Source organism: Demequina phytophila (assembly GCF_000971135.1).
Taxonomy (GTDB): domain Bacteria; phylum Actinomycetota; class Actinomycetes; order Actinomycetales; family Demequinaceae; genus Demequina; species Demequina phytophila.
Map to the genome: position 1 here is coordinate 1 of NZ_BBLW01000010.1, position 23,720 is coordinate 23,720.

At 71.9% G+C, this 23,720-nt stretch carries 20 protein-coding genes, 1 tRNA gene and 1 other RNA gene; 9 read left to right on the forward strand and 13 right to left on the reverse strand.

What is annotated here, in order from left to right:
- Together AOM01_RS13700 and ffs are read right to left on the reverse strand one after the other, a co-directional pair.
- Positions 1-1,340, reverse strand: a 1,340-nt coding sequence (locus AOM01_RS13700; protein WP_156156001.1) for a DNA polymerase III subunit gamma and tau, incomplete at its 3' end; no start/stop codon positions are given.
- Positions 1,341-1,405: 65 nt separating this feature from the next.
- Positions 1,406-1,502, reverse strand: an RNA gene (gene ffs, locus AOM01_RS13705) — signal recognition particle sRNA small type.
- An 86-nt stretch (positions 1,503-1,588) separates the two neighbouring features.
- Between ffs and AOM01_RS13710 the strand changes: the two genes are divergently transcribed.
- Positions 1,589-1,676: transfer RNA gene (locus AOM01_RS13710), tRNA-Ser, on the forward strand.
- A gap of 30 nt (positions 1,677-1,706) precedes the next feature.
- On the forward strand, positions 1,707-2,387 hold the full coding sequence (locus AOM01_RS13715) for a LytR C-terminal domain-containing protein (protein WP_062294587.1): 681 nt from the start codon (positions 1,707-1,709) through the stop codon (positions 2,385-2,387).
- 87 nt (positions 2,388-2,474) lie between these two features.
- Here the strand turns inward: AOM01_RS13715 and arfA are convergent, their stop codons facing one another.
- Genes arfA through AOM01_RS13730 form a run of 3 tightly spaced genes read right to left on the reverse strand, consistent with a single transcriptional unit; the run spans position 2,475 to position 6,371 of the window.
- Positions 2,475-3,974, reverse strand: a complete 1,500-nt coding sequence (gene arfA / locus AOM01_RS13720) for an arabinosylfuranosidase ArfA (protein WP_062294590.1) — start codon at positions 3,972-3,974, stop codon at positions 2,475-2,477.
- 49 nt (positions 3,975-4,023) lie between these two features.
- Entirely contained in the window at positions 4,024-5,076 is a 1,053-nt protein-coding gene (locus AOM01_RS13725; RefSeq protein WP_228374319.1) for an arabinan endo-1,5-alpha-L-arabinosidase, read from the reverse strand.
- Positions 5,073-6,371, reverse strand: coding sequence for a glycoside hydrolase family 27 protein (locus AOM01_RS13730; RefSeq protein WP_228374320.1), 1,299 nt, complete (start codon positions 6,369-6,371; stop codon positions 5,073-5,075). The genes AOM01_RS13725 and AOM01_RS13730 overlap by 4 nt, the downstream gene beginning before the upstream one ends.
- Positions 6,372-6,745: 374 nt before the next feature.
- On the opposite strand from AOM01_RS13730, the gene AOM01_RS13735 reads away from it, so the two are divergent.
- From AOM01_RS13735 to AOM01_RS13755, 5 genes are all read left to right on the forward strand, one after another.
- On the forward strand, positions 6,746-8,158 hold the full coding sequence (locus AOM01_RS13735) for an ABC transporter substrate-binding protein (protein WP_062294592.1): 1,413 nt from the start codon (positions 6,746-6,748) through the stop codon (positions 8,156-8,158).
- 71 nt (positions 8,159-8,229) lie between these two features.
- A complete protein-coding gene (locus AOM01_RS13740) occupies positions 8,230-9,189 on the forward strand; it encodes a carbohydrate ABC transporter permease (protein WP_082110276.1) in 960 nt (319 codons plus the stop codon).
- 16 nt (positions 9,190-9,205) lie between these two features.
- The gene (locus AOM01_RS13745) at positions 9,206-10,159 is read left to right on the forward strand and encodes a carbohydrate ABC transporter permease (RefSeq protein ID WP_082110277.1); all 954 of its coding nucleotides are present in this window, start codon (positions 9,206-9,208) and stop codon (positions 10,157-10,159) included.
- A 1-nt stretch (position 10,160) separates the two neighbouring features.
- Positions 10,161-11,504 carry an arabinan endo-1,5-alpha-L-arabinosidase gene (locus tag AOM01_RS13750; protein ID WP_062294593.1) on the forward strand — a complete coding sequence of 448 codons (1,344 nt, stop codon included), beginning with the start codon at positions 10,161-10,163 and terminating at the stop codon, positions 11,502-11,504.
- Positions 11,504-12,217: a DUF624 domain-containing protein gene (locus AOM01_RS13755; RefSeq protein WP_169746569.1), complete on the forward strand. Its 714-nt coding sequence runs from the start codon at positions 11,504-11,506 to the stop codon at positions 12,215-12,217. The genes AOM01_RS13750 and AOM01_RS13755 overlap by 1 nt, the downstream gene beginning before the upstream one ends.
- A gap of 139 nt (positions 12,218-12,356) precedes the next feature.
- Here AOM01_RS13755 and AOM01_RS13760 read toward each other — a convergent pair whose 3' ends face one another.
- Positions 12,357-13,397, reverse strand: coding sequence for a LacI family DNA-binding transcriptional regulator (locus AOM01_RS13760; RefSeq protein WP_439645136.1), 1,041 nt, complete (start codon positions 13,395-13,397; stop codon positions 12,357-12,359).
- Between the two features lie 213 nt (positions 13,398-13,610).
- Here AOM01_RS13760 and AOM01_RS13765 point away from each other — a divergent pair, with 213 nt between their 5' ends.
- Positions 13,611-14,180 (forward strand): NADPH-dependent FMN reductase, encoded by a 570-nt coding sequence (locus AOM01_RS13765; protein ID WP_062294597.1) that lies wholly within the window; start codon positions 13,611-13,613, stop codon positions 14,178-14,180.
- A 60-nt stretch (positions 14,181-14,240) separates the two neighbouring features.
- On the opposite strand, the gene AOM01_RS13770 is transcribed toward AOM01_RS13765, so the two are convergent.
- The gene (locus AOM01_RS13770; RefSeq protein WP_062294600.1) at positions 14,241-15,326 is read right to left on the reverse strand and encodes an FUSC family protein; all 1,086 of its coding nucleotides are present in this window, start codon (positions 15,324-15,326) and stop codon (positions 14,241-14,243) included.
- 107 nt (positions 15,327-15,433) lie between these two features.
- Between AOM01_RS13770 and AOM01_RS13775 the strand changes: the two genes are divergently transcribed.
- On the forward strand, positions 15,434-17,206 hold the full coding sequence (locus AOM01_RS13775; protein WP_062294665.1) for a SulP family inorganic anion transporter: 1,773 nt from the start codon (positions 15,434-15,436) through the stop codon (positions 17,204-17,206).
- Between the two features lie 21 nt (positions 17,207-17,227).
- Here AOM01_RS13775 and AOM01_RS13780 read toward each other — a convergent pair whose 3' ends face one another.
- From AOM01_RS13780 to AOM01_RS13805, 6 genes are all read right to left on the reverse strand, one after another.
- Positions 17,228-18,049, reverse strand: coding sequence for an alpha/beta hydrolase (locus AOM01_RS13780; protein WP_062294601.1), 822 nt, complete (start codon positions 18,047-18,049; stop codon positions 17,228-17,230).
- A gap of 25 nt (positions 18,050-18,074) precedes the next feature.
- Positions 18,075-18,899, reverse strand: coding sequence for an alpha/beta fold hydrolase (locus AOM01_RS13785; RefSeq protein ID WP_062294603.1), 825 nt, complete (start codon positions 18,897-18,899; stop codon positions 18,075-18,077).
- Positions 18,900-19,004: 105 nt separating this feature from the next.
- Positions 19,005-21,734, reverse strand: a complete 2,730-nt coding sequence (locus AOM01_RS13790) for an AAA family ATPase (RefSeq protein ID WP_062294605.1) — start codon at positions 21,732-21,734, stop codon at positions 19,005-19,007.
- 72 nt (positions 21,735-21,806) lie between these two features.
- A complete protein-coding gene (locus AOM01_RS13795) occupies positions 21,807-22,250 on the reverse strand; it encodes a VOC family protein (protein ID WP_062294607.1) in 444 nt (147 codons plus the stop codon).
- A 12-nt stretch (positions 22,251-22,262) separates the two neighbouring features.
- Positions 22,263-22,598 carry a DUF2200 domain-containing protein gene (locus tag AOM01_RS13800; RefSeq protein WP_062294667.1) on the reverse strand — a complete coding sequence of 112 codons (336 nt, stop codon included), beginning with the start codon at positions 22,596-22,598 and terminating at the stop codon, positions 22,263-22,265.
- Between the two features lie 63 nt (positions 22,599-22,661).
- Positions 22,662-23,708 (reverse strand): DUF998 domain-containing protein, encoded by a 1,047-nt coding sequence (locus tag AOM01_RS13805; protein ID WP_062294609.1) that lies wholly within the window; start codon positions 23,706-23,708, stop codon positions 22,662-22,664.
- Positions 23,709-23,720 lie beyond the last annotated feature (12 nt).

The following is a 23,720-nucleotide window of genomic DNA, read 5'->3' on the forward strand; positions in this document are numbered from 1 at the left end:
TGTGCGGCCGGCGCGGGCGCGGCTTCGGGCGCCGTCGGGGTGGAGGCGCGAGTCGGGGCAGGGGCGCGAGTCGGGGTGGGGGCCGGCGCGGATGCGGCCGGGGCGGCAGCTGGAGCAGCGGCGGGCACGCTCGCGGCCGGGGTGGGCACGCTCGCAGCCGGTGCAGGCGAAGGCGCAGGCGCCGCCACGGGAGCCTCCGCGCGCACCGCCGGCGACGCGGGCATCGCGGGTGCCGCCCCCGGGTCCGAGGCGAGCAGCCGTGCGCACAGCAGCTCGAGGTGGAGGCGCGGCGACGTGGCGCCGATCATGTGCGTGAGGGCGTCGTTCACCAGGTCCGCGGCACCGGACGCGCGCGCGAGCCCGAGGCGACGCGACTGATCGCGCATGCGCGTGGCCTGGTCCTCCGGCATCGCGCCGAGCGCCCGCGCGCCCGCGTCGCCGGCCGCGCAGAGGATGAGCAGGTCGCGGAGGCGCTCGAGCAGGTCCTCGACGAACCGCCGCGGCTCGTGACCGGTCGACATCACGCGCTCCACCACGTCGAACAGCGACGCGCCGTCCGCGGCGGCGATCGCGTCGACCGCATCATCGAGCAACGTCGCGTCGGTGAAGCCCAGCAGCGCGATCGCGCGGTCGTAGGTCACGCCGGAGTCGTCGGAGCCCGCCATGAGCTGGTCGAGCACGGACAGGGTGTCGCGCACCGAACCGCCGCCGGCGCGCACCACCAGGTCGAGCACGCCGCCCGCGACCGTCACGCCCTCCGCCTCGCACAGCGTCTGCAGGTACGCGCTGAGCACCGGCGGCGGCACCAGGCGGAAGGGGTAGTGGTGCGTGCGGGACCGGATGGTGCCGATCACCTTCTCCGGCTCCGTGGTCGCGAAGATGAAGCGCACGTGCGGCGGCGGCTCCTCCACCAGCTTGAGCAGCGCGTTGAATCCCTGGGTGGTGACCATGTGGGCCTCGTCCAGGATGAAGATCTTGTAGCGATCGCGCGCGGGTGCGAACGCCGCGCGCTCGCGCAGCTCGCGGGCATCGTCGACGCCGTTGTGCGACGCGGCGTCGATCTCCACCACGTCCACCGAGCCTGCGCCGCCCCGCGCGAGCTCGACGCACGACGGGCACGTCCCGCAGGGCGTGTCCGTGGGTCCCTCGACGCAGTTGAGGCAGCGGGCGAGGATGCGGGCGGAGGTGGTCTTGCCGCAGCCGCGCGGTCCCGAGAACAGGTAGGCATGGTTGACGCGGTCCGCGCGCAGCGCCTGCATCAGCGGGGTGGTGACATGCTCCTGACCCACCACGTCCGCGAAGGCGTCGGGACGGTAGCGGCGGTACAGAGCGGTGGTCACGGGTACGACTCTAGTGGGGGCCTCCGACACGGGGGACTGCGTCGTCCACAGGGCGGGCCCGGGCATGAAAGGACCCCCCACGCACCCGACAGAGCCCGCTTACCCTTGCTTCATTCCTGACCTGGGGGAGTTGGGCGAGGTATCGCCACGTGGAGGGTCGCCGACCAGTGTAGCCCGGCCCGCGCATCGTCCCGTTCCGCGGAGGCGTTTCGACGCACCCCCTCGACACGTGTACCATTGCCGGGCCTGGAGGATTCGCCTAGTGGCCTATGGCGCACGCTTGGAAAGCGTGTTGGGTGCAAGCCCTCGGGGGTTCGAATCCCCCATCCTCCGCCAGTTGTCCTGATCCGTGACGGGATGGTGCCTGTGACCGAGCGACCGAACGCCCGTCCGGACGCCCGCCGCGCCAAGGTGCGCCGCCACCGCCGCGAACGCCAGATCATCGTGTTCGGCGTGCTGCTGGTCCTCGTGGCCTTCGCCGGCGTGTTCGCCGCGGGCGTCTACCGGGGCGACGTCGAGGGACCGTTCTCGCAGGCGTTCGTGACGCCCGCCGGCGCCTTCGAGAGCGACGTCACGCTGGTGTGCCCGCCGGCGAGCAGCACGCAGGTCAAGCACTCCAACGTGGGCGTCCGCGTGCTCAACGGCACGGACACCAACGGGCTCGCGGGTGCGGTCGCCGACGACCTCGAGTCCCGCTACTTCGTGGTGGTGAGCACCGAGAACTGGGGTCGCACCTACGGCGACTACGTGCGCCTCTACTTCGGCCCCGACGGCGTGCGCCAGGCCTACACCGTCGCGCTGAACTTCGACGGCGAGGTCGACATGGTCCTCGACAATCGCGAGGGCACCCTCGTCGACGTCATCCTCGGCGCCGGCTTCGCCGAGGACGGGACGCTGCGGTCGACGCTCGACCCCGAGCTCGACACGGACGCCGTGCTCTCCGCGAACGCCGAGTGCCTGCCGGTCTCGCTCGTGACGCCCGAGCCGGCACCGCGCACGCTGCCGGACAACCCTGTCGACAAGAAGAAGAACAAGAAGAACGCGTAGGCGTCGCGGCCGCGCGCACGCCGAGAACGAGCCGGCCCCTGCACCGTCCCTCGAGGGACGATGCAGGGGCCGGGTTCGTCGAGGCGGTTACGCGAGCGTGCCGTGGAACGCGGTCCACGACTCGGGTGCGAGGCGCAGGGTGATGACGCCGTCGCCGTGCTCGACGGGGAGGGCGTCGACCATGCCGTACGCCTCGGCCGCCGCCTGCTCCTCGCGCGGGCCCTCGTGGTCGGCGAGAACGGCGGTGCCGCCGTCGAGACGAGCGGTCGCGCCCGGGTGGCGCAGGGTCACCGTCCGCTCCTCGGCGGTGCGGTTGGTGACGAACAGCGCGAGGGCGCCGGTGGCGGTGTCCACCGTCGCAGCCGCGGTGACGGCGGGCACGTCGCCGTGCTTGGCGGTGGCGAAGGAGGGAGCGTCGACCTGGACCTGCAGCGCCTCGCCCTGCGCGAGCCGCGCGGCGGTGGCGAACGGGTGGAACGTGGTCTGCCGCCATGCCGCGCCGCCGGGCTCGGTCATGATGGGCGCGATCACGTTGACCAGCTGTGCGAGGCAGCCCACCGCGACCCGGTCGGCGTGTGCGAGGAGCGAGATGATGAGGTCGCCCACCACCACCGCGTCCAGGCCCGAGTAGCGGTCCTCGATGATGCGCGGGGCGTCGCGCTGGACGGGAAGGTTGGCCTCGCCGGGGAAGCGGGAGACCAGGTACCAGACGTTCCACTCGTCGAACGAGATGGTGATCTCCTTGTCCGAGCGGCGCTGTGCGCCGATCGCGTCCGCGGAGGCCGCGACCCGCTCGATGAACGTCGACATCGCGGTGCCGGAGCCCAGGAAGGACGCGCGGTCCCCGTCGAGCTCCTCGTAGTACGCGTGCATGGAGATGTGGTCGACCACGTCGTAGCAGTAGGACAGCACGGTGCGCTCCCACTCGCCGAACGTCTCCATCATCATCGAGCTCGAGCCGCACGCGACCAGCTCGATCGATGGGTCCACCTGACGCATCGCGCGGCCGGTGGCGGCGGCGAGCTTGCCGTACTCGTGGGCGTCCTTGTGGCCGATCTGCCACGGACCGTCCATCTCGTTGCCCAGGCACCACAGCTTCACGCCGTAGGGCTTCTCGCGGCCGTTCGCGATGCGCATGTCGGCCCACCTGGTGCCCGCCTCGCCGTTGCAGTACTCGAGCAGCGCGACGGCCGCGTCGATGCCGCGGGTGCCGAGGTTGACGGCCATCATCGGCTCGATGCCCTCACGCTCGCAGTACTGCAGGAACTCGTCGGTGCCGACGGTGTTGGGTTCGACGGTGCGCCACGCGAGGTCGAGGAACGGCTTGCGGGCCTCGACCGGGCCCACGCCGTCCTCCCACGTGTAGTTCGACACGAAGTTGCCGCCGGGGTAGCGCAGCATCGTGACCCCGAGCTCCTTGGTCAGGTCGGCGACGTCGCGGCGGAAGCCGTGCTCGTCGGCCGTCGTGTGGCCGGGCTCGTAGATGCCGGTGTAGACGCAGCGGCCCAGGTGCTCCACGAACGAGCCGAAGACGCGCCGGTCCACGGGGCCGACGCGGAAGTCGGGATGCAGGGTGATGGTGGTCATGCGGGTGTGCTCCTCGTTGAGTAGGGACGATGCGGGGTGTCGGGGGGCCTCAGCCGGCCAGCTCCTCGGCGGTCCAGGCGACGGGCCAGCCGTCCTCGGTCCAGCCGAGCTCGCGGATGGCGAGCTGGAAGTCGCCGCCCAGGTCCTCGTCGTAGTAGTGGAAGGCCAGGTAACCGTCCGAGTATGACTGGCCGCCGGGGCCGATCATGGTGCCGCGCGTGGACAGCAGCTCGTCTCCACCGTCGTAGCGCATGTCGTTGCCGAAGCTGTCGAGGTAGGGGCCGGTGATCTCGGTGGCGCGGCCGACCGCGATCGAGTACGTGGAGTCCGTGCCCTGGCAGCAGCTGTCCCGCGAGACGAACAGGTAGTAGTAGCCGTCGCGGTACGCGAGGTACGGCGCCTCGATCGCGTTGGTCGCGTTGTTGCGCGTCGCGATGGTGGTGGGTTCCGCGTCCGGGGCGGGCAGGCCGCTGGGCCACTCGAGCTCGATCAGCTGGATGCCGCCCCAGAACGATCCGAAGCTCATCCACGGCGTGCCGTCCTCGTCCGTGAGCACGCCGGCGTCGATCGCGTTGTAGTTCGTCTCGCCGGGAGCCGAGCGCCACACCATCCCCTGGTCCGTCCACCCGTAGTCGGGGCTGTCGACGTCGAGCGTGGGGGAGGTCATGAGCCCGATCACGGAGCCGTTCGTGCCGAATGTCGAGGCCGCGTAGTAGAGGTACCAGGTGCCGTCGTGCTCCACGAGCTCGGGCGCCCAGAAGTTCTGCACCCCGGTCACCTCGTCGTAGACCCAGGCCACGTCCTCGGGCTTGTCCCACGCGGTGCCGACGTACTCCCACGTGGCGCCCTCGTCGCTCGAGCGACGGATCTGCGGAGAACCGAACCCCTTCTGGATGTCGCCGGTCGAGTACACGTACCAGTCCTCGCCGTCGTCGCCCACGACCAGCGCGGGGTCGTGCGTGTGGATGTCGCCGCCGAGCTCGAGGGCCGTGGCCGCGACCACGTCCTCGCTCCACGGGCTCCAGACCACCACGCCCGCCGCCGCGGCCAGCACGGCGGCGCCCGTGACGGCGCCCATGATCAGCGGCTTGCGTGCGCTCATGCGACCGCGTCCAGAGCCACCCACGCGACGCCGTGCGCGGGCACGGTCGCGGTGAGCTCGTCGCCGTCGACGCCCGTCGACTGGCCCGCCCAGAGATCCGTCACCTCGACCCGGGCGTGGCCGATCCCGAGGAGCGAGGCGAGGGCGACCCGAGCATCGTGCCCCTGCTCGCCGGTCCAGAAGATCGCGGCGTACGTCCGCTCGGAGGCGGTCGCGCGCGCCGACCACACGATCAGCTCGCCGCCCTCGAGGGGCTCGCGCAGCAGCTCGCGTCCGTCGGTGGAGCCCTGGAGGACCTCGGCGATGGCGGGCGCCGCCAGCAGGTCGAGGGTCTCGGTGGTGCTGGTGGGGAGGTCTCCGCCGACCATGAGCGGCGAGCGTCCCATGCACCACAGGCTCAGCATGGTGCGCTGCTCGTCGTCGGTGAGGCGGCAGTCGCGGGGCTCGCCTCGCTCGGCGCGGATGCCGATGCGACCGAGCGGGAGCATGTCCGCGTCGGCCCAGCCGCCGGGCTGCTGGAACGGCGCCCACCGGGCGAGGCGAGCGAACTGCGCGTGCACGTCGTCCCAGCGGTCCCAGAGGTCGTCGGAGATGCGCCACATCTGCGCGTGGTCGCGCAGGTGGTCGACGTGCGCGGTGGACAGCTGGGTGCCGGGGGACAGCGACAGCGCGATGTCGCGCCCCGAGCGCTCGATCGCGAGCGCGTAGGCGGCGATCTCGCGGTCGTAGTACGGCGCCTGCATGTCGTCGGCCTTGATGAAGTCGACGCCCCACGCGGCGAACTGGGCGACCTGGGCGTCGTAATACGCCTGCGCCCCGGGGTGATCGTGGTTCAGCCCGTAGTTGTCGGGGTTCCATGCGCACACGTGGTCGAGGTCGGCGACCTGCGCAGCGGTGTAGTCGGTACCGAGCACCGGCAGGTCGAGCGCGACCGCGCGGCGCGGGATGCCGCGCATGATGTGGAGACCGAACTTGAGGCCCAGCGCGTGCACCTGCGCCGCGAGCGGCCCGAATCCGGCGCCGTCCGCGGCGGACGGGAAGCGGTTCGGGGCGGGCATCTGGCGACCGAAGGCGTCGAGCTCGAGCGGCGCGCCCTCGTTGTAGCCATGCGACCGGGCGGTCGGGTCGTACCAGGCGATGTCCACCACCACGGTGTCCCATCCGGCCGGTAGCAGGCGCTCTGCCATGACGCGCGCGTTGGCGAGGACCTCGTCCTCCGTCACCGTGGTGCCGTAGCTGTCCCAGCTGTTCCAGCCCATGGGGGGTGTGGTGGCGAGCATTCCGAGGCCTCTCATGTCTACATCGTTGTAACGCAATCGTGCCCAGGTGGGCCCTCGCGCGTCAACTCGACCCTCCCATGATCGGGTCCCGGGCGCCCTTCCCCGAGGTCCCGGAAAAGCACCCAAAACGCCCATGCGAGCCGATCCGAGCATCGTCATCCCTGCTAATCAGCCGATATGGCGAGGTGTTTCGGAATTGTGACCTCGCCGACTTGACCCGGGGGCCCGCCGCGTGTCATGGTTCCATCGTTGTAAAGAAGCCGGCACGGGGTCGGCTTCAGAGCCTGGGGTCAAGGACGACCAGGATGCGACACTGAGACCCCGACAAGGGGAGACGTGTCTCATCGGGAGCGACCTCACTCTTCAACGACGAACAGGGAGGCAGGCAGATGCGAAAGATGAAGACCGCGGCATTCGCGGCAACCGTGGTGGGCGCGCTGACGCTCGCCGCGTGCAGCTCGGGCGGTTCGAGCGACAATGCGAGCGAGGAGCCGGACACCTCCGGCGGCACCGCGGCCAACGAGCTCACGTTCATGTTCCGCGGCGGCGACTACGACAAGCTCGCCTACGAGACCGCGATCGACGCCTTCGAGGCGGAGACCGGCGCCAAGGTGAAGATGATCATCACCGACGCGGACCAGTACGCGACCAAGCTGCAGGCGGCCATCGCCGGCAACAAGGTCCCCGACGTGTTCTACATCGAGCCCGGCAAGATGATGGGCTACGTGTACGCGGGCGTGCTCGCCGACCTGACCGACTACGTCGACCAGGCCACCATCGACAACATCTGGGACTTCGGCACGCAGGCCTACCGCTTCAACACGGAGACCGGCGCGCGCGGCCAGGACGGCGACCCGCTGTACGGCCTGCCCAAGGACGTCGGCCCGTTCGGCTTCGGCTACAACACGGTCCTGTTCGACAAGCTCGGCCTCGAGCACCCGTCCGCAGACGAGCCGCTCACGTTCGACGAGTTCGTGGCGCTCGCCAAGGACCTCACCGTCGACATGGACGGCGACGGCGAGCTCGACCACTGGGGCACCGGCCTCAACGTCACCTGGAACTCGCAGGCGTTCATCTGGGGCGCCGGCGCGGACTGGATCTCCGAGGACCAGAAGACCGTCACGGTCGACACCCCGGAGTTCGCCGACGCGCTGCAGTGGTTCGCGGACCTCGGCCTCGTCGAGGGCGTGACCCCGTCCGCCGAGCAGGCGCAGACGCTCGACACGTACCAGCGCTGGATGGCCGGCGAGATCGGCTTCTTCCCGGTCGCACCGTGGGACATCGCGACCTACAACGAGAAGGCCGCCGCCGACCCGGAGAACTTCGGCTACGACGTCATCCCCTACCCCGTCGCGAACGAGGGTGACGACTGGTCGACGTGGCTCGGCTCGCTCGGCATCGCCGTCTCGGAGAACTCGGCCAACAAGGAGCTCGCGGCCCAGCTCGCGACCTACCTGTCGACCGACCTCGAGGCGCAGAAGATCCTCGCCGAGAACAAGGTGCAGATCCCGAACCTGATCGACTACGCCACCGGCGAGTGGATCGAGACGGACGCGCCGGCCGCCGGCTGGCCCGCCAACACCAAGATCTTCCTCGAGATCGCGGAGTCGAAGGGTCGCCCGCTGCCCGGCATCTGGACCTACACGCCGGAGTGGTACGACAACTTCTGGATCGGCATCGAGAACGTCGTCGACAACGGCTCGCAGACCGCGGCGGACTTCCTCGCGGCCAAGCAGCCCGAGATGCAGATGCTTCTCGACCAGTCGTGGGTCAGCGCCGACCAGGCGAAGGCTCAGGGCTAACCAGCACGAAGCCGGGCGGGGGCCGGCGCGCGAGCGCCGGCCCCCTGTCCCGGTAGAGAGAGGAACCGATCATGGCGACCACGGCACCCCCCGCCGACGCGACCGCGACCCGCTGGTCCAAGGAGGACGCGAAGGCGGCGCGCAAGGCGAACCGCAAGCGTCACCGCAACGAGAACGCCTGGGCAGCTGCCTTCATGGCGGCCCCGGTCATCGGCTGGGTGGCCTTCCTGCTGTTCCCCATGGGGTTCTCGATCTACGCGTCGATGACCAACTGGAACGGTCTGGGCAACATGACGTTCGTCGGCTTCGACAACTACGTCCGCCTGGTCCAGGACCCGTACTTCTGGAAGGCGCTGTGGAACACCGTCTTCTACATGATCGGCATCCCGATCGGCCTGGCGATCTCGCTCGCGCTCGCGCTCGCGCTGAGCCGCAAGATCCGCGGTCGCACGTTCTTCCGCACCGTGTACTACATCCCCGTCATCTCGTCGCTGGCCGCGGTCGCGATCCTGTGGCAGTGGGCGTACAACGGTGACTTCGGACTGGTGAACCAGGCGCTCGACCTGGTGGGCATCGACGGTCCGAACTGGCTCATGGACCCGACGTGGTCCAAGCCCGCGCTCATCATCATGGCCGTCTGGAAGGGCCTCGGCTACTCCACGCTGCTGTACCTCGCGGCCGTCCAGGCGGTGCCGCGCTCGCTCTACGAGGCCGCCGCGCTCGACGGCGCCAGCGGCTGGAAGCGGTTCACCAAGATCACGTGGCCCATGGTGCAGCCGGTCACCTTCTTCCTGGTGGTGACCAACATCATCGGCGGCTCGATGATCTTCACCGAGATCAACATCATGACCCCCACGGGCGGCCCCTCGTGGAGCACCGCGTCCCTGGTCTGGTACGTGTGGAACCAGGCGTTCCGCAACCTCCAGATGGGCTACGCGACCGCGATGGCCCTGGTGCTCGGAATCCTGGTCCTGATCGTGACGATCATCCAGTTCCGCATCAACCGCGCCAACGACTTCTCGATCGACTGAGGCGAAGGAGAACGCTATGAGCCTCAACGCACAGACCGCCCGCGCCGCCTCCGGCGCGATCCGGGACACCGCGTCGGACACCGGCCGCAAGCTCCCTCAGCAGCGCGGCAACATCTTCCAGCGACGCAAGGGCGCCACCCAGGAGAGCCCGGCCGTCAACGCGCTCCTCACGGTCGTCCTGTCGATCGGCGCCATCGTCATGGCCGCGCCGCTCGTGTGGATGGTCTCGACCTCGCTCAAGACCAAGGACGGCGTCTACGCCCTCCCGCCGGAGTGGATCCCCGACCCGTTCGTGTGGGACACCTACGCCCGCGTCTTCAACGACACCTACGTGCTGTCCGGCATCAAGAACTCGCTGATCGTCTCGCTCAGCGTGACCATCGTCGGCACGATGTTCTCGTCGCTCGCCGCGTTCGCCCTCGCGAAGCTCCGCCTGCCGGGCAAGAACGCCATCTTCATCATGCTGCTGTCCGGCATGATGGTGCCCTTCCCGACGCTGATGATCCCGCAGTTCGTGATGTTCTCGAAGATCGGCTGGGTGGACACGCTGCTCCCGCTGATCGTGCCGGTGATCCTGGGCAACGTCATCATGATCTTCTTCCTGCGCCAGTACCTGCAGAACGTGCCCGACTCGCTGGTCGAGGCCGCGCAGATCGACGGCGCCTCGTACTGGAAGATCTTCTGGACCATGATCCTGCCGCTCATCCGGCCGGCGATCGCGGCGCAGTTCATCCTGTGGTTCATGGCGGTGTGGAACGACTACCTCGCGCCGATCCTGTACCTCAACACCCCCGAGCGTCAGACGCTGCAGGTGGTGATCGCGAACATGAACGTGCAGTACGCCACGCAGCGCGACTACCCGCTCATCATGGCCGCGTCCGTCATCTCCGTGATCCCGATCCTCGTGGTCTTCCTGGTGTTCCAGCGCCAGATCATCGAGTCGATCGCCCTGACCGGATCGAAGACCTGACATGACCTCCTCCTCGCACGCGGCCCCGGCACTCGCCGGGGCCGCGGTCCCTTCACGGCCCGATCCGTCGACGTGGGGCGCTCGGAACTCGCACGACCCGACCGCGGTCCGTGACGACGACGGCGTCTACTGGCTGTTCTCCACGGACGCCGACGCGGACGGCCCGCTGCGCGACTCCGGTGCTCAGATCCGTCGCTCGACGGACCTGGTGAGCTGGGAGTACATGGGCTGCGCGCTCGAGGGCGTCCCCGGCCCCGCTCGCGCGCACGCCGGCGCGGACGGTCTGTGGGCCCCCGACGTGGTCCGCGTCGACACCGCGGCCGGCCCGGAGTGGCGCATGTACTACTCGGCGTCGACGTTCGGGTCGCGCACCTCCGCGATCGGCCTCGCGGTCGCGCCGCACCCGCGCGGCCCCTGGAAGGATCGTGGCATCGTGGTCGCCACGGACCACGACCGCGACGGCCACAACGCGATCGACGCCCAGCTGATCGTCGACGGCGACCGTCACCACCTGGTCTACGGCTCGTTCTTCGGCGGCCTCCACCTGTTCGAGGTGGACCCGGCCACGGGCTTCGCCCTGGACGTGCCGACGCCCGGTGCCCCCGCATCGTCCCCCGGCACCCTCATCGCGAGGCGTCCGCGGTCCGTCGACACCGCGATCGAGGGGCCGTTCATCCTGCCTCGGCCGGGCGGCGGGTGGGCGCTGATCGTGTCGTACGACTCGCTGGTCAGCACGTATCACGTGCGGGTCGCGGTCGCCGACGACCTCTACGGGCCCTACGTGGACCCCGACGGTCGCGTCATGACCGACCTCGATGAGGACCCGCTGGCCGTGGGGCTCACGGTGCTCGCGAGCCACCGGCTCGAGGGTGCCCGCGGCATCCTCGCGCCCGGCCACGCCTCCGTGCTCACCGAGGACGGCCACCAGGTGCTGGTGCATCACACGCGCTTCGAGGAGACGCCGCGCCAGCACGAGGTCCAGGTCCGTCGGCTGGTGTGGACGCACCAAGGTTGGCCGCTCGTCGCGGTCCAGCCGTGGGCGGGGGTGCGCGAGGACTCCGACGAGTCCGCGTGGCCTTCGACGGTGGCCGAGCTTGCCGGCGAGTGGGAGATCGTCGACTACGCGGCTCCCACGGACACGGTCACGCCGTCGCGGCGGGTCGCCGTGGGGGACGATGCCCTGGCCGGGTTGGTCGCGCACGGGTCCGGCCGCTTCACGCGGGCCGACGATGCGCCGGTCGACGCGGTGGTGTTCCCCGCGTGGGACGCGGTGCGCGGGCGCGCGACGCTGAGCTTCGCCGCCAGGACCTCCGGACGGGTGGTCGTCGGAACCCGGGTGGGATGATGACTGTCGTGGACGCCAGGGACGAGCGCAGGGCCGAGCGCGACAAGGCGCGCATGCGGCTCGAGGGCTCGCCGACCGACGCCGGGGAGATGCCCGGCTGGTCGGGCCGCATCATGGTGTGGCTGCGCGTGGTCGCGCAGCTGGTCGTGGTGCAGCTGCTCATGATCCTCGGCACCGTCGTGGGGCTGTTCGTGGTGGGGCTCGGACCCGCCGCCACCTCCGGCTCCGTGCTCCTGCGACGGATCGTCGACGGCGACCCGTCCGACTCGGTATGGCGAGACTTCTGGCGCGGCTACGCGGCGCACTTCCGGCGCGCTGCCCTGGTGGTCGCGCCGCTGGTCCTCGTGGTCGCCTTGGCCGTGTACGAGGTGCTCGTGCTTCTGGCCAACGCGTCCGGGCCTCTCGCCGCGGTGATGATCGGCGCCGTGGGTGCGATGGGTGCGTACGCGCTAGCCGCGCTCGCCTATGCGCCGCACGTGCTACGGCGTTACACCGACGGCCCGTTCGCGACGCTGCGGTTCGTCGCCCTCGCGCCGCTGCTGTCGCCGCTCACCGCGATCGGCGCGGTGGTGACCACCGTGACGCTCACGATCGTCGGGCTCAAGTGGCCGTTCGTGCTGGTGCTCGCGGGATTGTCGATCCCGCTGCTGCTGGTGGGGCTGCTGGTCGACGCATGGCTCGACAAGGTCGACAGGCGGGCGGCCGCCTCCTAGATTCCGGGCCCGCTGAACCAGTCTCCACACATCAGCCCCGCTGAGAGCGCTCCCGCCCGGCAACCGTCGTCGCATCGGCCGACCAGGCGGGGTGCAGTTGCACAATCCGTGTGGAACGTGGTCGCGGAGCCGCTGTCTCCTAGATTGCGGTCGACTCCCGCGGCACCACCTCGAAGTCGGTGATCACCCGGCGGAACGGCTGGTCCTCGCCCGCGATCCGTGCCAGCAGCAGGTCCACCGCCATGGCGGCGATCTGCTCGCGTCCGGGAGAGATCGAGGACAGCGTGGGCGAGGCGTACGCGGCGTCCTCGATGTCGTCGAAGCCGATGACCGCGATCTCGCCCGGCACGCTGACGTCGCGCGCGTGAAGCGCGTGCAGCGCGCCCAGCGCGAGCGCGTCGTTGAGCCCGAAGATCGCGTCCACCTTGACGCCCGAGTCGATCACCCGGTTGGTGCAGTCCGCGCCGGTGGCGCGGTGCCAGAGGCCGCCCTCGATCACGAGCTCGGGGTCGAACGGGATGCCGTTCGCGGCCAGCGCCGCCTGATAGCCGAGCACGCGCAGGGCCGCGGAGCCCATGGTCTCGCCCGCGTGCGCGCCGATCACGGCGATGCGGCGGCGGCCCTGGTCGATGAGGTGCTGGGTGGCCGCGCGGGCGGCGTCGACGTTGTTCATGGTGACGTGGTCCCACTCGCCGCCGAAGATGCGCTCGCCCAGCACCACGAGCGGGTAGTCGACCTTGAGCGCGTCCGCGTCGTCGGGTCCCAGCTCGAGCGGGGAGAAGATCAGCCCGTCGGTGAGCTGGCGCCGGTCCGAGGTGAGGACCTCGAGCTCGTGCTGGCGGTCGGCGCTCGTCTGCTCGATCAGCACCACCACCCCGCGGGCCTCGGCGGCGCGGATCACGGAGTCCGCGAGCTCCGCGAAGTACGGCAGCGACAACTCGGGCAGCGCCAGACCGATGATCCCGGTCTTGCCCTGGCGCAGGCTGCGCGCGGACAGGTTCATGCGGTAGCCGAGCTCGTCGATCGCGCGCTGCACCTTCTCGCGCGTCGCGGGGCGGATGTGCGGGTAGTCGTTGACCACGTTCGACACGGTCTTGATCGACACCCCGGCGCGCGCCGCCACGTCGTGCATGGTGACCGTGCCGCGCACGCCCGTTCCGTTCACTCCGGCCCTCCTCATCGACGGCGCTCTCGTGCGACCCTCCGAGGAAGCATGCCAGACGCGCGACGCGCGCGCGAGGACCGGGCCGCGGAGGCACGCTGGCGGGACATCGGCGCCTCCCCTCCGCGGCAGGCGCGGCGTTCGCGTCTCTGCATCGATGTAAATCCTACCGCGACGCCCCGCTCAGGGACCACCGTTGACCTGTCACCCATCCCGGGCGACGATGCGGGCATGGACTCCGCCGACCTGCGCCTCGCCGTCATCCTCGCCAGCACCCGCCCGCGCCGCCGCGGAGCCTCCGTCGCCGCCTGGGTGATGGACCAGACCCGCACGCGCGACGCGCGCTACGAGATCGTCGACCTCGCGGACCACCCGCTCCCGATCCTCGACGAGCCCGCCGCCGCCAGCGCCGGCACCTACGCGCACGAGCACACCCGCGCCTGGTCCGCGGTCATCGAGCCGTACGACGGCTTCGTCTTCGTCACGCCCGAGTACAACCACTCGATGCCCGCCGGGCTCAAGAACGCGATCGACTACCTCTGGGCCGAATGGCTCGACAAGGCCGGCGCGCTGGTCACCTACGGCAACAGCGGTGGGCTGCGCTCCGGGGAGCAGCTCCGGACGGTGCTGAGCGCCGTCGGCATCGCCCACGTGCGCCCCCAGGTGACGCTCATGAACCGCGACGACTTCGACGGCTACACCGCCGCCCCGAACGTCCACCACGAGCACGGCCTTGCCGGGATGCTCACCGACCTCGAGCTGTGGGCGGCGGCCATGCGCGGCGTGCGGTCCGCGCGCTGACGGCACGCGGACGCGTCGCGCGACGCCCCGCGGGACGATGCGCCGGTCGCGGGCCCCGCCTCACCGCCGCGGCCGGTGGACCAGCCCCGTGGCCGCGCCCAGGAGCGCGCCCACCACGGTGTCGAGCACCCGCTCGATCACCACCACCGAGGTCGGCTCGGTGCCGCGCGCCGCGCCGGCGAGCATCAGCACCATCGGGGTGATGCAGACGAGCGCGAGCGCGTAGTGCCGCACCACCAGCATCTGCGCCCCGAACTGGAGCGTGCCGAGGATGAGCGCGAGCACCAGCGGCGGCGGCGAGATCGCGCCCGCCACCACCACGAACACGGCCGCCCCCGCCGCCGTACCGACTATCCGGTGCAGGCCCCGTTCCACGGCATGCGCGCGCCCGGGACGCGCGCCGATCACCGCGAGCCCCGCCCCCACGGTCCAGTAGGCGCGCTCGGGATCGACGGCGGCGAGGCTCACCGTGGTGCCGACCACCGCGACGATCATCGCGCGGACGAACAGCTCGGTGGACACCCGGTCCCACCGGGGTCCGGTGATGAGCACCCGCAGCGGTGTCGACGCCGCGCGGCGGATCGCCGGGCGCAGCAGCGATGTGGCGGCGACCAGGCACGAGAACGCGGTGCCGGCCGCGAACGTCGCGACCACGGTGCCGAACGGCAGGTGGCGCACGCCGTCCTCGAGGACGCTCACGTGAGCGGCGAGCCCGAACGAGATCATGGGGAACAGCGGCCCCGGTGGCCCGATGGTGAATGCGTACGTGAGCGCCGTCGCGGCCGCCGTCACCGTCACCAGCCCGGCCCCGGTCGCGAGGGGCCACGGCCCTGTCGCCGCGCCCGCCGCGGCGCACAGCGTGAGGACGAGCGCGACGATCGGCAGGATCTTGACGCGGTCCACGGGACGTCGCGCCGCCGCGTAGAGGCACGTGAACGCGCCGCTGGAGGCAAGGGTGCCCAGGCTTGCGTGACCCGCGGCGACGCCGACGATCACCGGCACGGCCATCGACACCGCCGCCTGCAGCGCGACCGGCCAGCGAGGGCCGTCGAAGCGGCGGATGGTGCCCAGGCTCGCCACCGCGCGGCCGGCCCCGCCCGCCCAGGCACGTCCGACGGCCCGAGCCGACCGTGCATCGTCCGCCATGGTGCCTCCGTGTCGTCCCTGCCAGCCTGCCACGACGGCACGGCCGAGGGAGGGCTCGACAGCGCACCCGACGCCGGGGACGGACAGGATGGGAGGAGGGGGTGACCATGGCGACGACGGCGGTGGACAGATGGCTGCCCGGCCTCGCGGTCGCGCGCGGCTACCGCCGCGCATGGCTGTGGCCCGACGTGCGTGCCGGCATCGTGGTGACCGCGCTGCTCATCCCGGCGGGCATGGCGTACGCGCAGGTGGCGGGGCTGCCCGCCGAGACGGGCCTGTACGCCACGATCGTGCCGCTGGTCGTCTACGCGCTGGCGGGGCCCTCCCGGATCCTGGTGCTCGGTCCGGACTCCGCGCTCGCCCCGATCATCGCGGTCGCGATCCTCCCGCTCGCGGCCGGCAGCGAGGAGCGCGCGGTCGCGCTCGCCGGCCTGCTCGGGATCCTGGTGGGCGTGCTCATGATGCTGGGCGGGATCCTGCGCCTGGGCTTCGTGACGGACCTGCTGTCCAAGCCCGTGCGCGTCGGGTACCTCAACGCGATCGCGCTCATCGTGATCGTGTCGCAACTGCCGAAGCTGCTCGGGTTCTCGACCGACGCGGACGGCATCTGGGCGGAGCTGCTCGCGTTCGCGCGAGGCGTGGCGCAGGGCGAGGCGGTGCCTGCCGCCGCTGCCATGGGCCTGGCCTCGCTTGCGATCATCCTGGTGCTCAAGCGTCTCCGCTCGCCGGTGCCCGGCGTCCTGGTCGCGGTGGTGCTCGGCACGGTGGTGACGGCCGCCGCCGGGCTCGACGACACCCTGCCCGTGGTCGGCGCGCTGCCGCAGGGGCTGCCCGCGCCGGCGCTCGACGGGCTGCGCTGGGCCGACGTCGCGTCCCTCCTCGCCCCTGCCGCAGGCATCGCGCTGGTCGCGTTCACCGACAGCGCCGTGCTGTCCCGGTCGCTCGCGGCGCGCCGCGGCGAGACGGTGAGCGGCAGCGCGGAGCTCACCGGGATCGGCGTCGCGAACCTCGCGGGCGGGCTGCTGGGCGGCTTCCCCGTCTCCGCGTCGTCGTCACGCACCCCTGTCGCGGAGCAGGCGGGCTCCCGCACGCAGCTCACGGGGATCGTGGGCGCGGCGCTGATCGTGGCGTTCATCCTGGTGGTGCCCGGGCTCACGGACCTCCTGCCCGACACCGTGCTCGCCGCGGTGGTGATCGCGGCCGTCCTGTCGCTCATCGACGTGCCCGCCCTCGCCGCGCTGTGGCGCATGAACCGACTGGACGCCGCGTTGTCGCTCGCCGCGACCGCGGGCGTGCTCATCGTGGGGGTGCTCGGCGGGATCGTGGTCGCGATCGTGCTGTCGCTGCTCGCGTTCGTCGACCGCTCGTGGCGGCCCTACCGCGCCGAGCTGGGGCAGGTCCCCGGACTGCGCGGCTATCACGACCTGTCCCGCTACCCGGCGACGGGGAAGCGCCTGCCCGGGATCGTGCTGGTCCGCTTCGATGCGCCGCTGTTCTTCGCGAACGGCGAGGCGTTCAACGACTGGATCCGCGAGCGCGTCGCGCACGCCGGACCGCACGTGCATCACGTGATCCTGGCCGCGGAGCCCGTGACCGGGATCGACACCACCGCGGTGGACGAGCTCGTCGAGCTCGACGACTACCTCCGGACCCACGGCGTGCGCCTCGTCTTCGCGGAGATGAAGGACCCCGTGGTGGATCAGCTCCGCCGTTACGGCCTGGCGGAGCGGTTCGGACCCGACCGGTTCTGGCCCACGGTCGGTGCGGCCGTGGACGACCTCACGGGGACGCTGCGACGCGACCTCGAGGGGACGCGGTGGGACGGGCCGGGCGCGGAGGACGGGACCGGCGCCCCCGGGGACGATGCGACGGCCGGGTGACCGCCGCATCGTCCCCCGCCCTCAGGCCGCGGTGCGCACGCCTCCGGCGTGCTCCAACGCCCAGTCGAGCGCGAGGTCCGCGACCCGCTCCCAGCCGGGTGCCGCGCAGGTCCAGTGGTCGCGGCCGGGGAGCTCGCGGAAGTCCGTCACGGCCGGTGACCTGCGCCAGTGCTTCGCGTTCGACCGGTTCACGGCGGGCGGCATGATGTGGTCCTTCTCGCCGGCGATGAACAGGAGAGGGGCGCGGTCCGTCGAGTAGTCGACCCAGGTCTCCTGGTGGCCGGGCCGCCAGTTGGCGAGCAGGCCGTACGCCCACACCCAGTTGCCGGGCGCGGCGATCGCGTAGCGCTCCCATGCCTTGTCCGACTCCTCGCGCGTGAGGGTGTTGGTGAACGCGTAGTGGAACTCCTCGCGGGTGAAGCCCACCGCCCGGCGGAGGTTCGCCGGGTTCTTGAGGGCCGGGAACAGCGAGCGCGCCTGCGACAACGGCGTCACCCGCACGCCCTCGGGGGGCGCGGAGTCGATCGCGACGCCGGCGGCCCCGAGCCCGCGGGCGAGGAGCAGCTGCGTGAGCGCCCCGCCGAACGAGTGGCCCATGAGGATCGGTGGCCGCGGCAGCGCCTCGATCACACCCGCGAGGTGGTCGAGGGTCGCGGGCACGGAGGCGGTCGCGATGGGGGTGTCGTCGGCGCGCAGCGCCTCCACCTCGACCTCGAAGCCGGGGTAGGCGGGGGTGACGACCGTGAGGCCGCGCCTCTCGAAGCGCTCGCGCCAGTGCTCCCAGCTGCGGGGGGTCATCCAGAGCCCGTGGATGAGGACCACGGTGTCGGGGGTGGCGGTCATGGTGGTGTCCTTGTCTGTGGGGGATTCAGGAGTCGATGAACGCGAGCAGGTCGGCATGGAGCCGCTCGCGGTCCATGTCGGGCAGGCCGTGGCTGCGGCCCTCGTAGACCAGGAGCGTGGCGTCCGCGATCAGCTCCGCGGACAGCCGCCCGCTGATGTCGATGGGGACGATCTGGTCGTCGTCGCCGTGGATCACCAGCGCGGGCACGTCGATGGCGGCGAGGTCGGGGCGGAAGTCCGTGGCCGAGAACGCGGCGATGCACTCGTAAGCGTTGCGGGTGCCGGAGGCGAGGCCCTGGAGCCAGAACGCATCGCGGATGCCCTGGGGCACGTCGCCGGCGCGGTTGTGCCCGAAGAAAGGGCCGTCCGCGAGGTCGCGGTACAGCTGCGAGCGGTGGGCGGCCTCGCCCGCGCGGATCCCGTCGAACACCTCGAGGGGCAGGCCGCCGGGGTTGTCCGCGGTGCGGAGCATGAGCGGCGGCACCGCGGACACGAGCACCACCTTCGCGACGCGTGCGGAGCCGTGCCGGCCCACGTAGCGGGCCACCTCGCCCCCGCCGGTCGAGTGGCCCACGAGCGTCAGATCCGTGAGGTCGAGGTGCTCGACCAGGCAGGCGAGGTCGTCCGCGTAGGTGTCCATCTCGTTGCCGTCCCACGTCTGCGTGGACCGGCCGTGTCCGCGCCGGTCGTGCGCGATCGCGCGATGGCCATGGGTGGCGAGGAACAGCGCGGTCGCCTCCCACGCGTCGGCGTTGAGCGGCCATCCGTGGCTGAGGAGCACCGGCGAGCCGCCGACGCCCCAGTCCTTGTAGAAGATCTGGGCACCGTCCTCGGTGGTGACGTACGGCATCGCGGCCTCCCTGGTGGTGGTGGGACGTGGCCAGCGTCGCTCTCGCGGGCGGGCGGGCGCACCACGCGCCGCGCGTGGTCCTCGGGGGGACGATGCGCGGGCGGACTACGCGCGGGAGTCCCGGGGCGCGGCGGGCAGGTGCTCGGCGAGCTGCCGGCGCGACGTGACGCCCAGCTTCCTGAACACCTTGCGCAGGTGATAGTCGACCGTGTTGGCGCTGATGAACAGCGCCGCGCCGATGTCCGCGTTGGTGGCGCCGCCCGCCGCCATGCGCGCGATGGCGGCCTCCTGCGCGCTCAGCGGGCCGCGGTCCCGGCGCTCGCCGGCGTCCACCGTCTCGCCGAGCGCGGCGAGCTCGCGGCGCGCCCGCGCGGCGAACGCGTGGGAGTCGACCGACTCGAAGCCGTCGAGGGCGAGCCGGAGCTGGTCGCGGGCGTCGGCGCGACGGCGCATGCGTCGCAGCCACTCGCCGTAGAGCAGCTCGCCGCGCGCGCGGTCGCCGCGGTGCCCTTCCGAGGTCAGCAGCGCGAGCGAGGCCCGGTGACGGGCCTCGGCGTGCGCGTCGTCGGCGAGCAGCGCCTCCGCGCGCAGCGCCATCGCGCGGATCCAGTCGCCGCCCGCGGCGTCGGCGATCCGGGCGAGCCACCCGGCGGCGCCGCGTGCCGCGGTGAGCTCGCCGCATCGCACCGCGGCCTCGACCATCTCGGGGACGTGGTGGTGGCTGGCCTGGAGGTAGGGGTGCGAGACCAGGTCGGCCAGGCGCCCGTACGCGACCGCGTAGTCGCCCGCGGCGATCTCGCGGATGGCCCGCGCCCCGGCGGCCATCCGTGCGACACCGCCCAGGCTCGCCGCACGCATCCCCTGCTCCAGCTGCTCCGCGGCCTCGGGAGGCGCGCCTTGCCAGATGAGCAGCGCGGCGTTCACCGTCTGCTCGTCGGCGTATCCCAGGGACTGCCGCAGCTCCTGAGACTGCGCCATGTACTCGGCTGCGAGCCGGGGGTTGTTCCGCGACAGCTCGAGCGCGCTGAGGACCCACAGCATCCCGTCCACGCTGCGCAGGTCGCCCCGAGCCCGGCACGCGCGTGCGATGCGTCTCATGAGCGCGGCCGCGGCGTCGAAGTCGCACAGACCCACCGCGGGGACCACCACGTAGAACGCGAAGCCTGCCACGTCCGCGTCGGGCATCGTCTCGATCTGGGTCAGAACCGCGCGAAGCCGGGGCGCCGCCGTCTCGTAGTCGTCGAGCGCGAGCGACGCGGCCGCCTCCAACGCGGACGCGACGGTGCCGGGGGTCGCGGCGGCGGCGCGCATGCGGGAGGCGAGCGCCGGCAGCGGCCAGCCCGCGGCGCCGTCCTCGGTGCTGAGCGCGGAGTTGAGCGCGAGCAGCAGCGAGCCCTGCTCGAGCGCGGCGGAGCGTTCCGCGAAGTCATCCGCCGCGCCCACGTAGGTGGCGACCACGGACGGCATGCGGGGCACGTCGGTGAGGAAGGCGGTGCATGCGGCGTCGGTCATGCGCATGAGGCCGCGCGTGTGCGGATCGAGCGCGTCGACGTCCACGCGCGCGAGCAGCTGCCTGGTCAGCAGTCCCGCTCCCGCGCCGATCGCCGCCTGCGCCGCGATCACCAGGCGGCGTGCGTGGTCGCGAGGATCCGGCGACAGCTCGGCGGAGCGGGTGAGCAGGTGGGCGCGCGACGTGAGGCCGCCGCGCGCGCCCGCGAGGTCGGCGACGTGCTCGAGCTCGTCGGCCAGCGCACCGTCCGTCCCGACGCACGCCGCGGACCCGTGCCAGGCGGCGATCTCCGGGCGGCCCTGCGACGCCGCCTCGGCGCGCAGCGCGTGGTGCGCCGTGCGGCGCTCGGCGTCCGTGGCGCCCGCGTACACCGCGGAGCGGACCAGCGGATGGCGGAAGCGCACCGCGTCGCGCACCTCGACCAGGCCCGCGAGCTCCGCGGGGGACGACGCGCCGGTGGGGAGGCCGAGCGCCGCCGCCGCCCCGCCGATCGCGGCGACGTCGCCGGTGGTCTCGGCGGCCGCGATCACCAGCCACGCGCGCGCCTCCGCCGGCAGCGCGCCGGCGGCGCGGGAGTAGTGCGCCTCGAGCCTCTCGCCCACCGGCAGGGGGGCATGGCCGAGCGTCGCGGCGGTGAGCTCCTCGGCGCTCCACCGGGTTCCCAGGTCGGTGAGCGCAAGCGGGTTGCCTCCCGTCGTGGCGATGATCCCGGCGGCCACCGACGGGTCGATCTCGCCGCCGATGCCGCGTGCCAGCAGTGCCGCGGCATGCGCCTCGGCGAGCCCGGCGAGGGCGAGGTCGGGCACGCCTGCCAGCGCGCGCATCGTCTCCTGGCCCGGTCGCGTCGCGAGGATCAGCGCGACCGACTCCGCCGCGAGACGCCGGGCGACGAACCCGAGCACCGCGAGCGACTCGCGATCCAGCCGGTGCGCGTCGTCGACCACCGCGACCGTGGGCGCCTCGTCGCCGGCCGCCGCGAGCAGCGACAGCATGCCCAGGCCCACCAGCGCCCGCTCGGGTGGCGGGCCCGCCTCCACGCCCGCCGCGACGCGCAGCGCGTCCCGCTGCGCCGGCGGAAGGTGGTCCACCAGGTGGCCGAGCGGTGCGGCGAGCCGCTGGAGCCCGCCGTAGGGCAGGGTGCTCTCCGCGGCGTATCCGGCCGCGCGCACCACCCGCAGGCCGCGCGGGTCAGCGAGCGCCGCCTCGAGGAGGGTGGTCTTCCCCATGCCCGGCTCGCCGTGCACCACCAGCGCGGCGCCGTCCGCGTTGCGGGCGCGGGTCAGCAGCGCGTGGAGAGCCTCGAGCTCCGCCTCGCGCCCCAGCACCCTCCCCGATGCGTCGATGGCGACAGGCTAGCGGAACCGGACATAAAGGAATAGTGCCTGGTGTGAAGGCTTCTACTCCTGCAGCGGCTGCGCCAGGGCGACGATGATCCCCTCGGGGCCGTGGAGGTAGCACAGCCGGTAGGAGTCGCCGTAGGTGACCACCTCGCGCACCACCGTCGCGCCCAGCTCCGCGAGGTCCGCGACCGCGGCGTCGACGTCGTCCACCGCGAACATCATGTTCGTGTAGCCGAGGGTATGCGGAGGTGCCGGGTGGGGGTGCGGTCGGAGCGGCTCCGGGGTGTGGAAGCGCGCCAGCTCGACGCGGCCGTGGCCGTCGGGGGTGACCAGCACCGCGATCTCGCTGACGGTGCCGTCGAGGCCGACCACGCGGTCGACCCACTCGCCCTCGACGGTCTGGCGGCCCTCGAGCGTCATGCCGAGCCGCTCGAAGAACACGATCGCGGCGTCGAGGTCCTCGACGTTGATGTTGACGTGGTCCAGGCGGATGATCGCCACGGTGTGCCGTGCCTACCCGACCGGTGCGCGAAGGATGGACGTCATCCTCTTGCCGCGCGCCACCTCGTCGACCAGCTTGTCCATCCAGCGGATCTGCTGCATGAGCGGGTCCTCGATCTCCTCGACGCGCACGCCGCAGATCACGCCGGTGATGAGGTCCGTGTGCGCGTTCATGGCCGGCGCCTGCGCGAAGAACTCCTCAAGCGTGCGCTCGTCCGCGATCGCCTCGTGGATGCCGGCCTCGTCGTAGCCGGTCAGCCACGTGAGGACCGTGTCGAGCTCCTCGGTGGTGTGGCCCTTCCGCTCCACCTTGGTCACGTACAGCGGGTAGATGCTGGCGAAGGTCATGCCGAAGATCCGGTGGCCAGCCACGTTGCCTCCTGGGGACGATGCGGGGGTGGGGTTCCCAGCCTACGAGGCCTCGGCGCCGGCGGTGTCGGCGAGCAGCGCGCCGACGTTGCGCTGGAACAGGATGATCCACGTGAACACCAGGACGCCGGCGACCAGCTCGACGGCGGTGAGCGTGTAGAAGCCCACCGCGAAGAACACGGCCAGCACCACGATCACCGCGATGAACGCCCAGCCCACCGGGAGGAACGCGCGCGAGATCCCCGGCACCCACGCGCGCAACCGCACGGTCAGCACGCCGAACGCCACCGCCATGCCGCTCGCGACGCCGGTGTGGATCCAGAAGCGGGTGTCGACGTGGAAGATCCCCACGCAGCCGAGAAAGACGCCGACGATCACGAGCGTGAGCCGCACCCGGCTGCGACCGTGCTCGGTGGCGGTCGGGACGTCGCGGGTGGCGGCACGCGCGAGCACCGTCACCAGGAACCCGGCGATGATCAGCGTGAGGTTGAACGCCAGCGACGAGATGTCGCTCGTGATGCCGAGCGAGCTGAGGTTCTCGCGCCACCACTCGGGGTCGCTCGCCGTGATCGCGCTCGCGAGGATGCCCTCGACCAGGAACACGGCGAGCACGATCGCGAGGATCTCCGGGTTCATGTGCGCCGCGGACAGGAAGGCGACGTAGGCGGACACGGCCGCGGTCGCTCCGCTGAGGGCGAGGATCGGGAGCCAGTACACCGTCGCGTCGATGAAGGCGTCCGAGAGGATGACCGAGACGAGGGTCCAGCTGAGCAGGGCGATGACGCCGTGCGCGAGCGCGAGCGCCACGACGTCGAGGACATCCAGGGTGCCGGAGATCCGTGGGCGCCCCCGCAGATGGAGAACGTACCTGCCGCCCGCGAACGCGAGCGCGGCCGCGACGGCCGAGGCGATGGCGGCGTACTGGCCCACCGAGTCCGGCCCCGAGATCGGTGCGTCGTCGAAGCCGAACACCGCGAGGGCCACCGCGGCCACCAGCGTGAAGGCGACGGCGCCCAGGCCGGTGGCGGTGAGCTCGAGCGAGGTGTTGAGCCGTGAGCGCAGCGGGACCGTCGAGCTGCCGTCCGTCATGCCTGCTTCCCT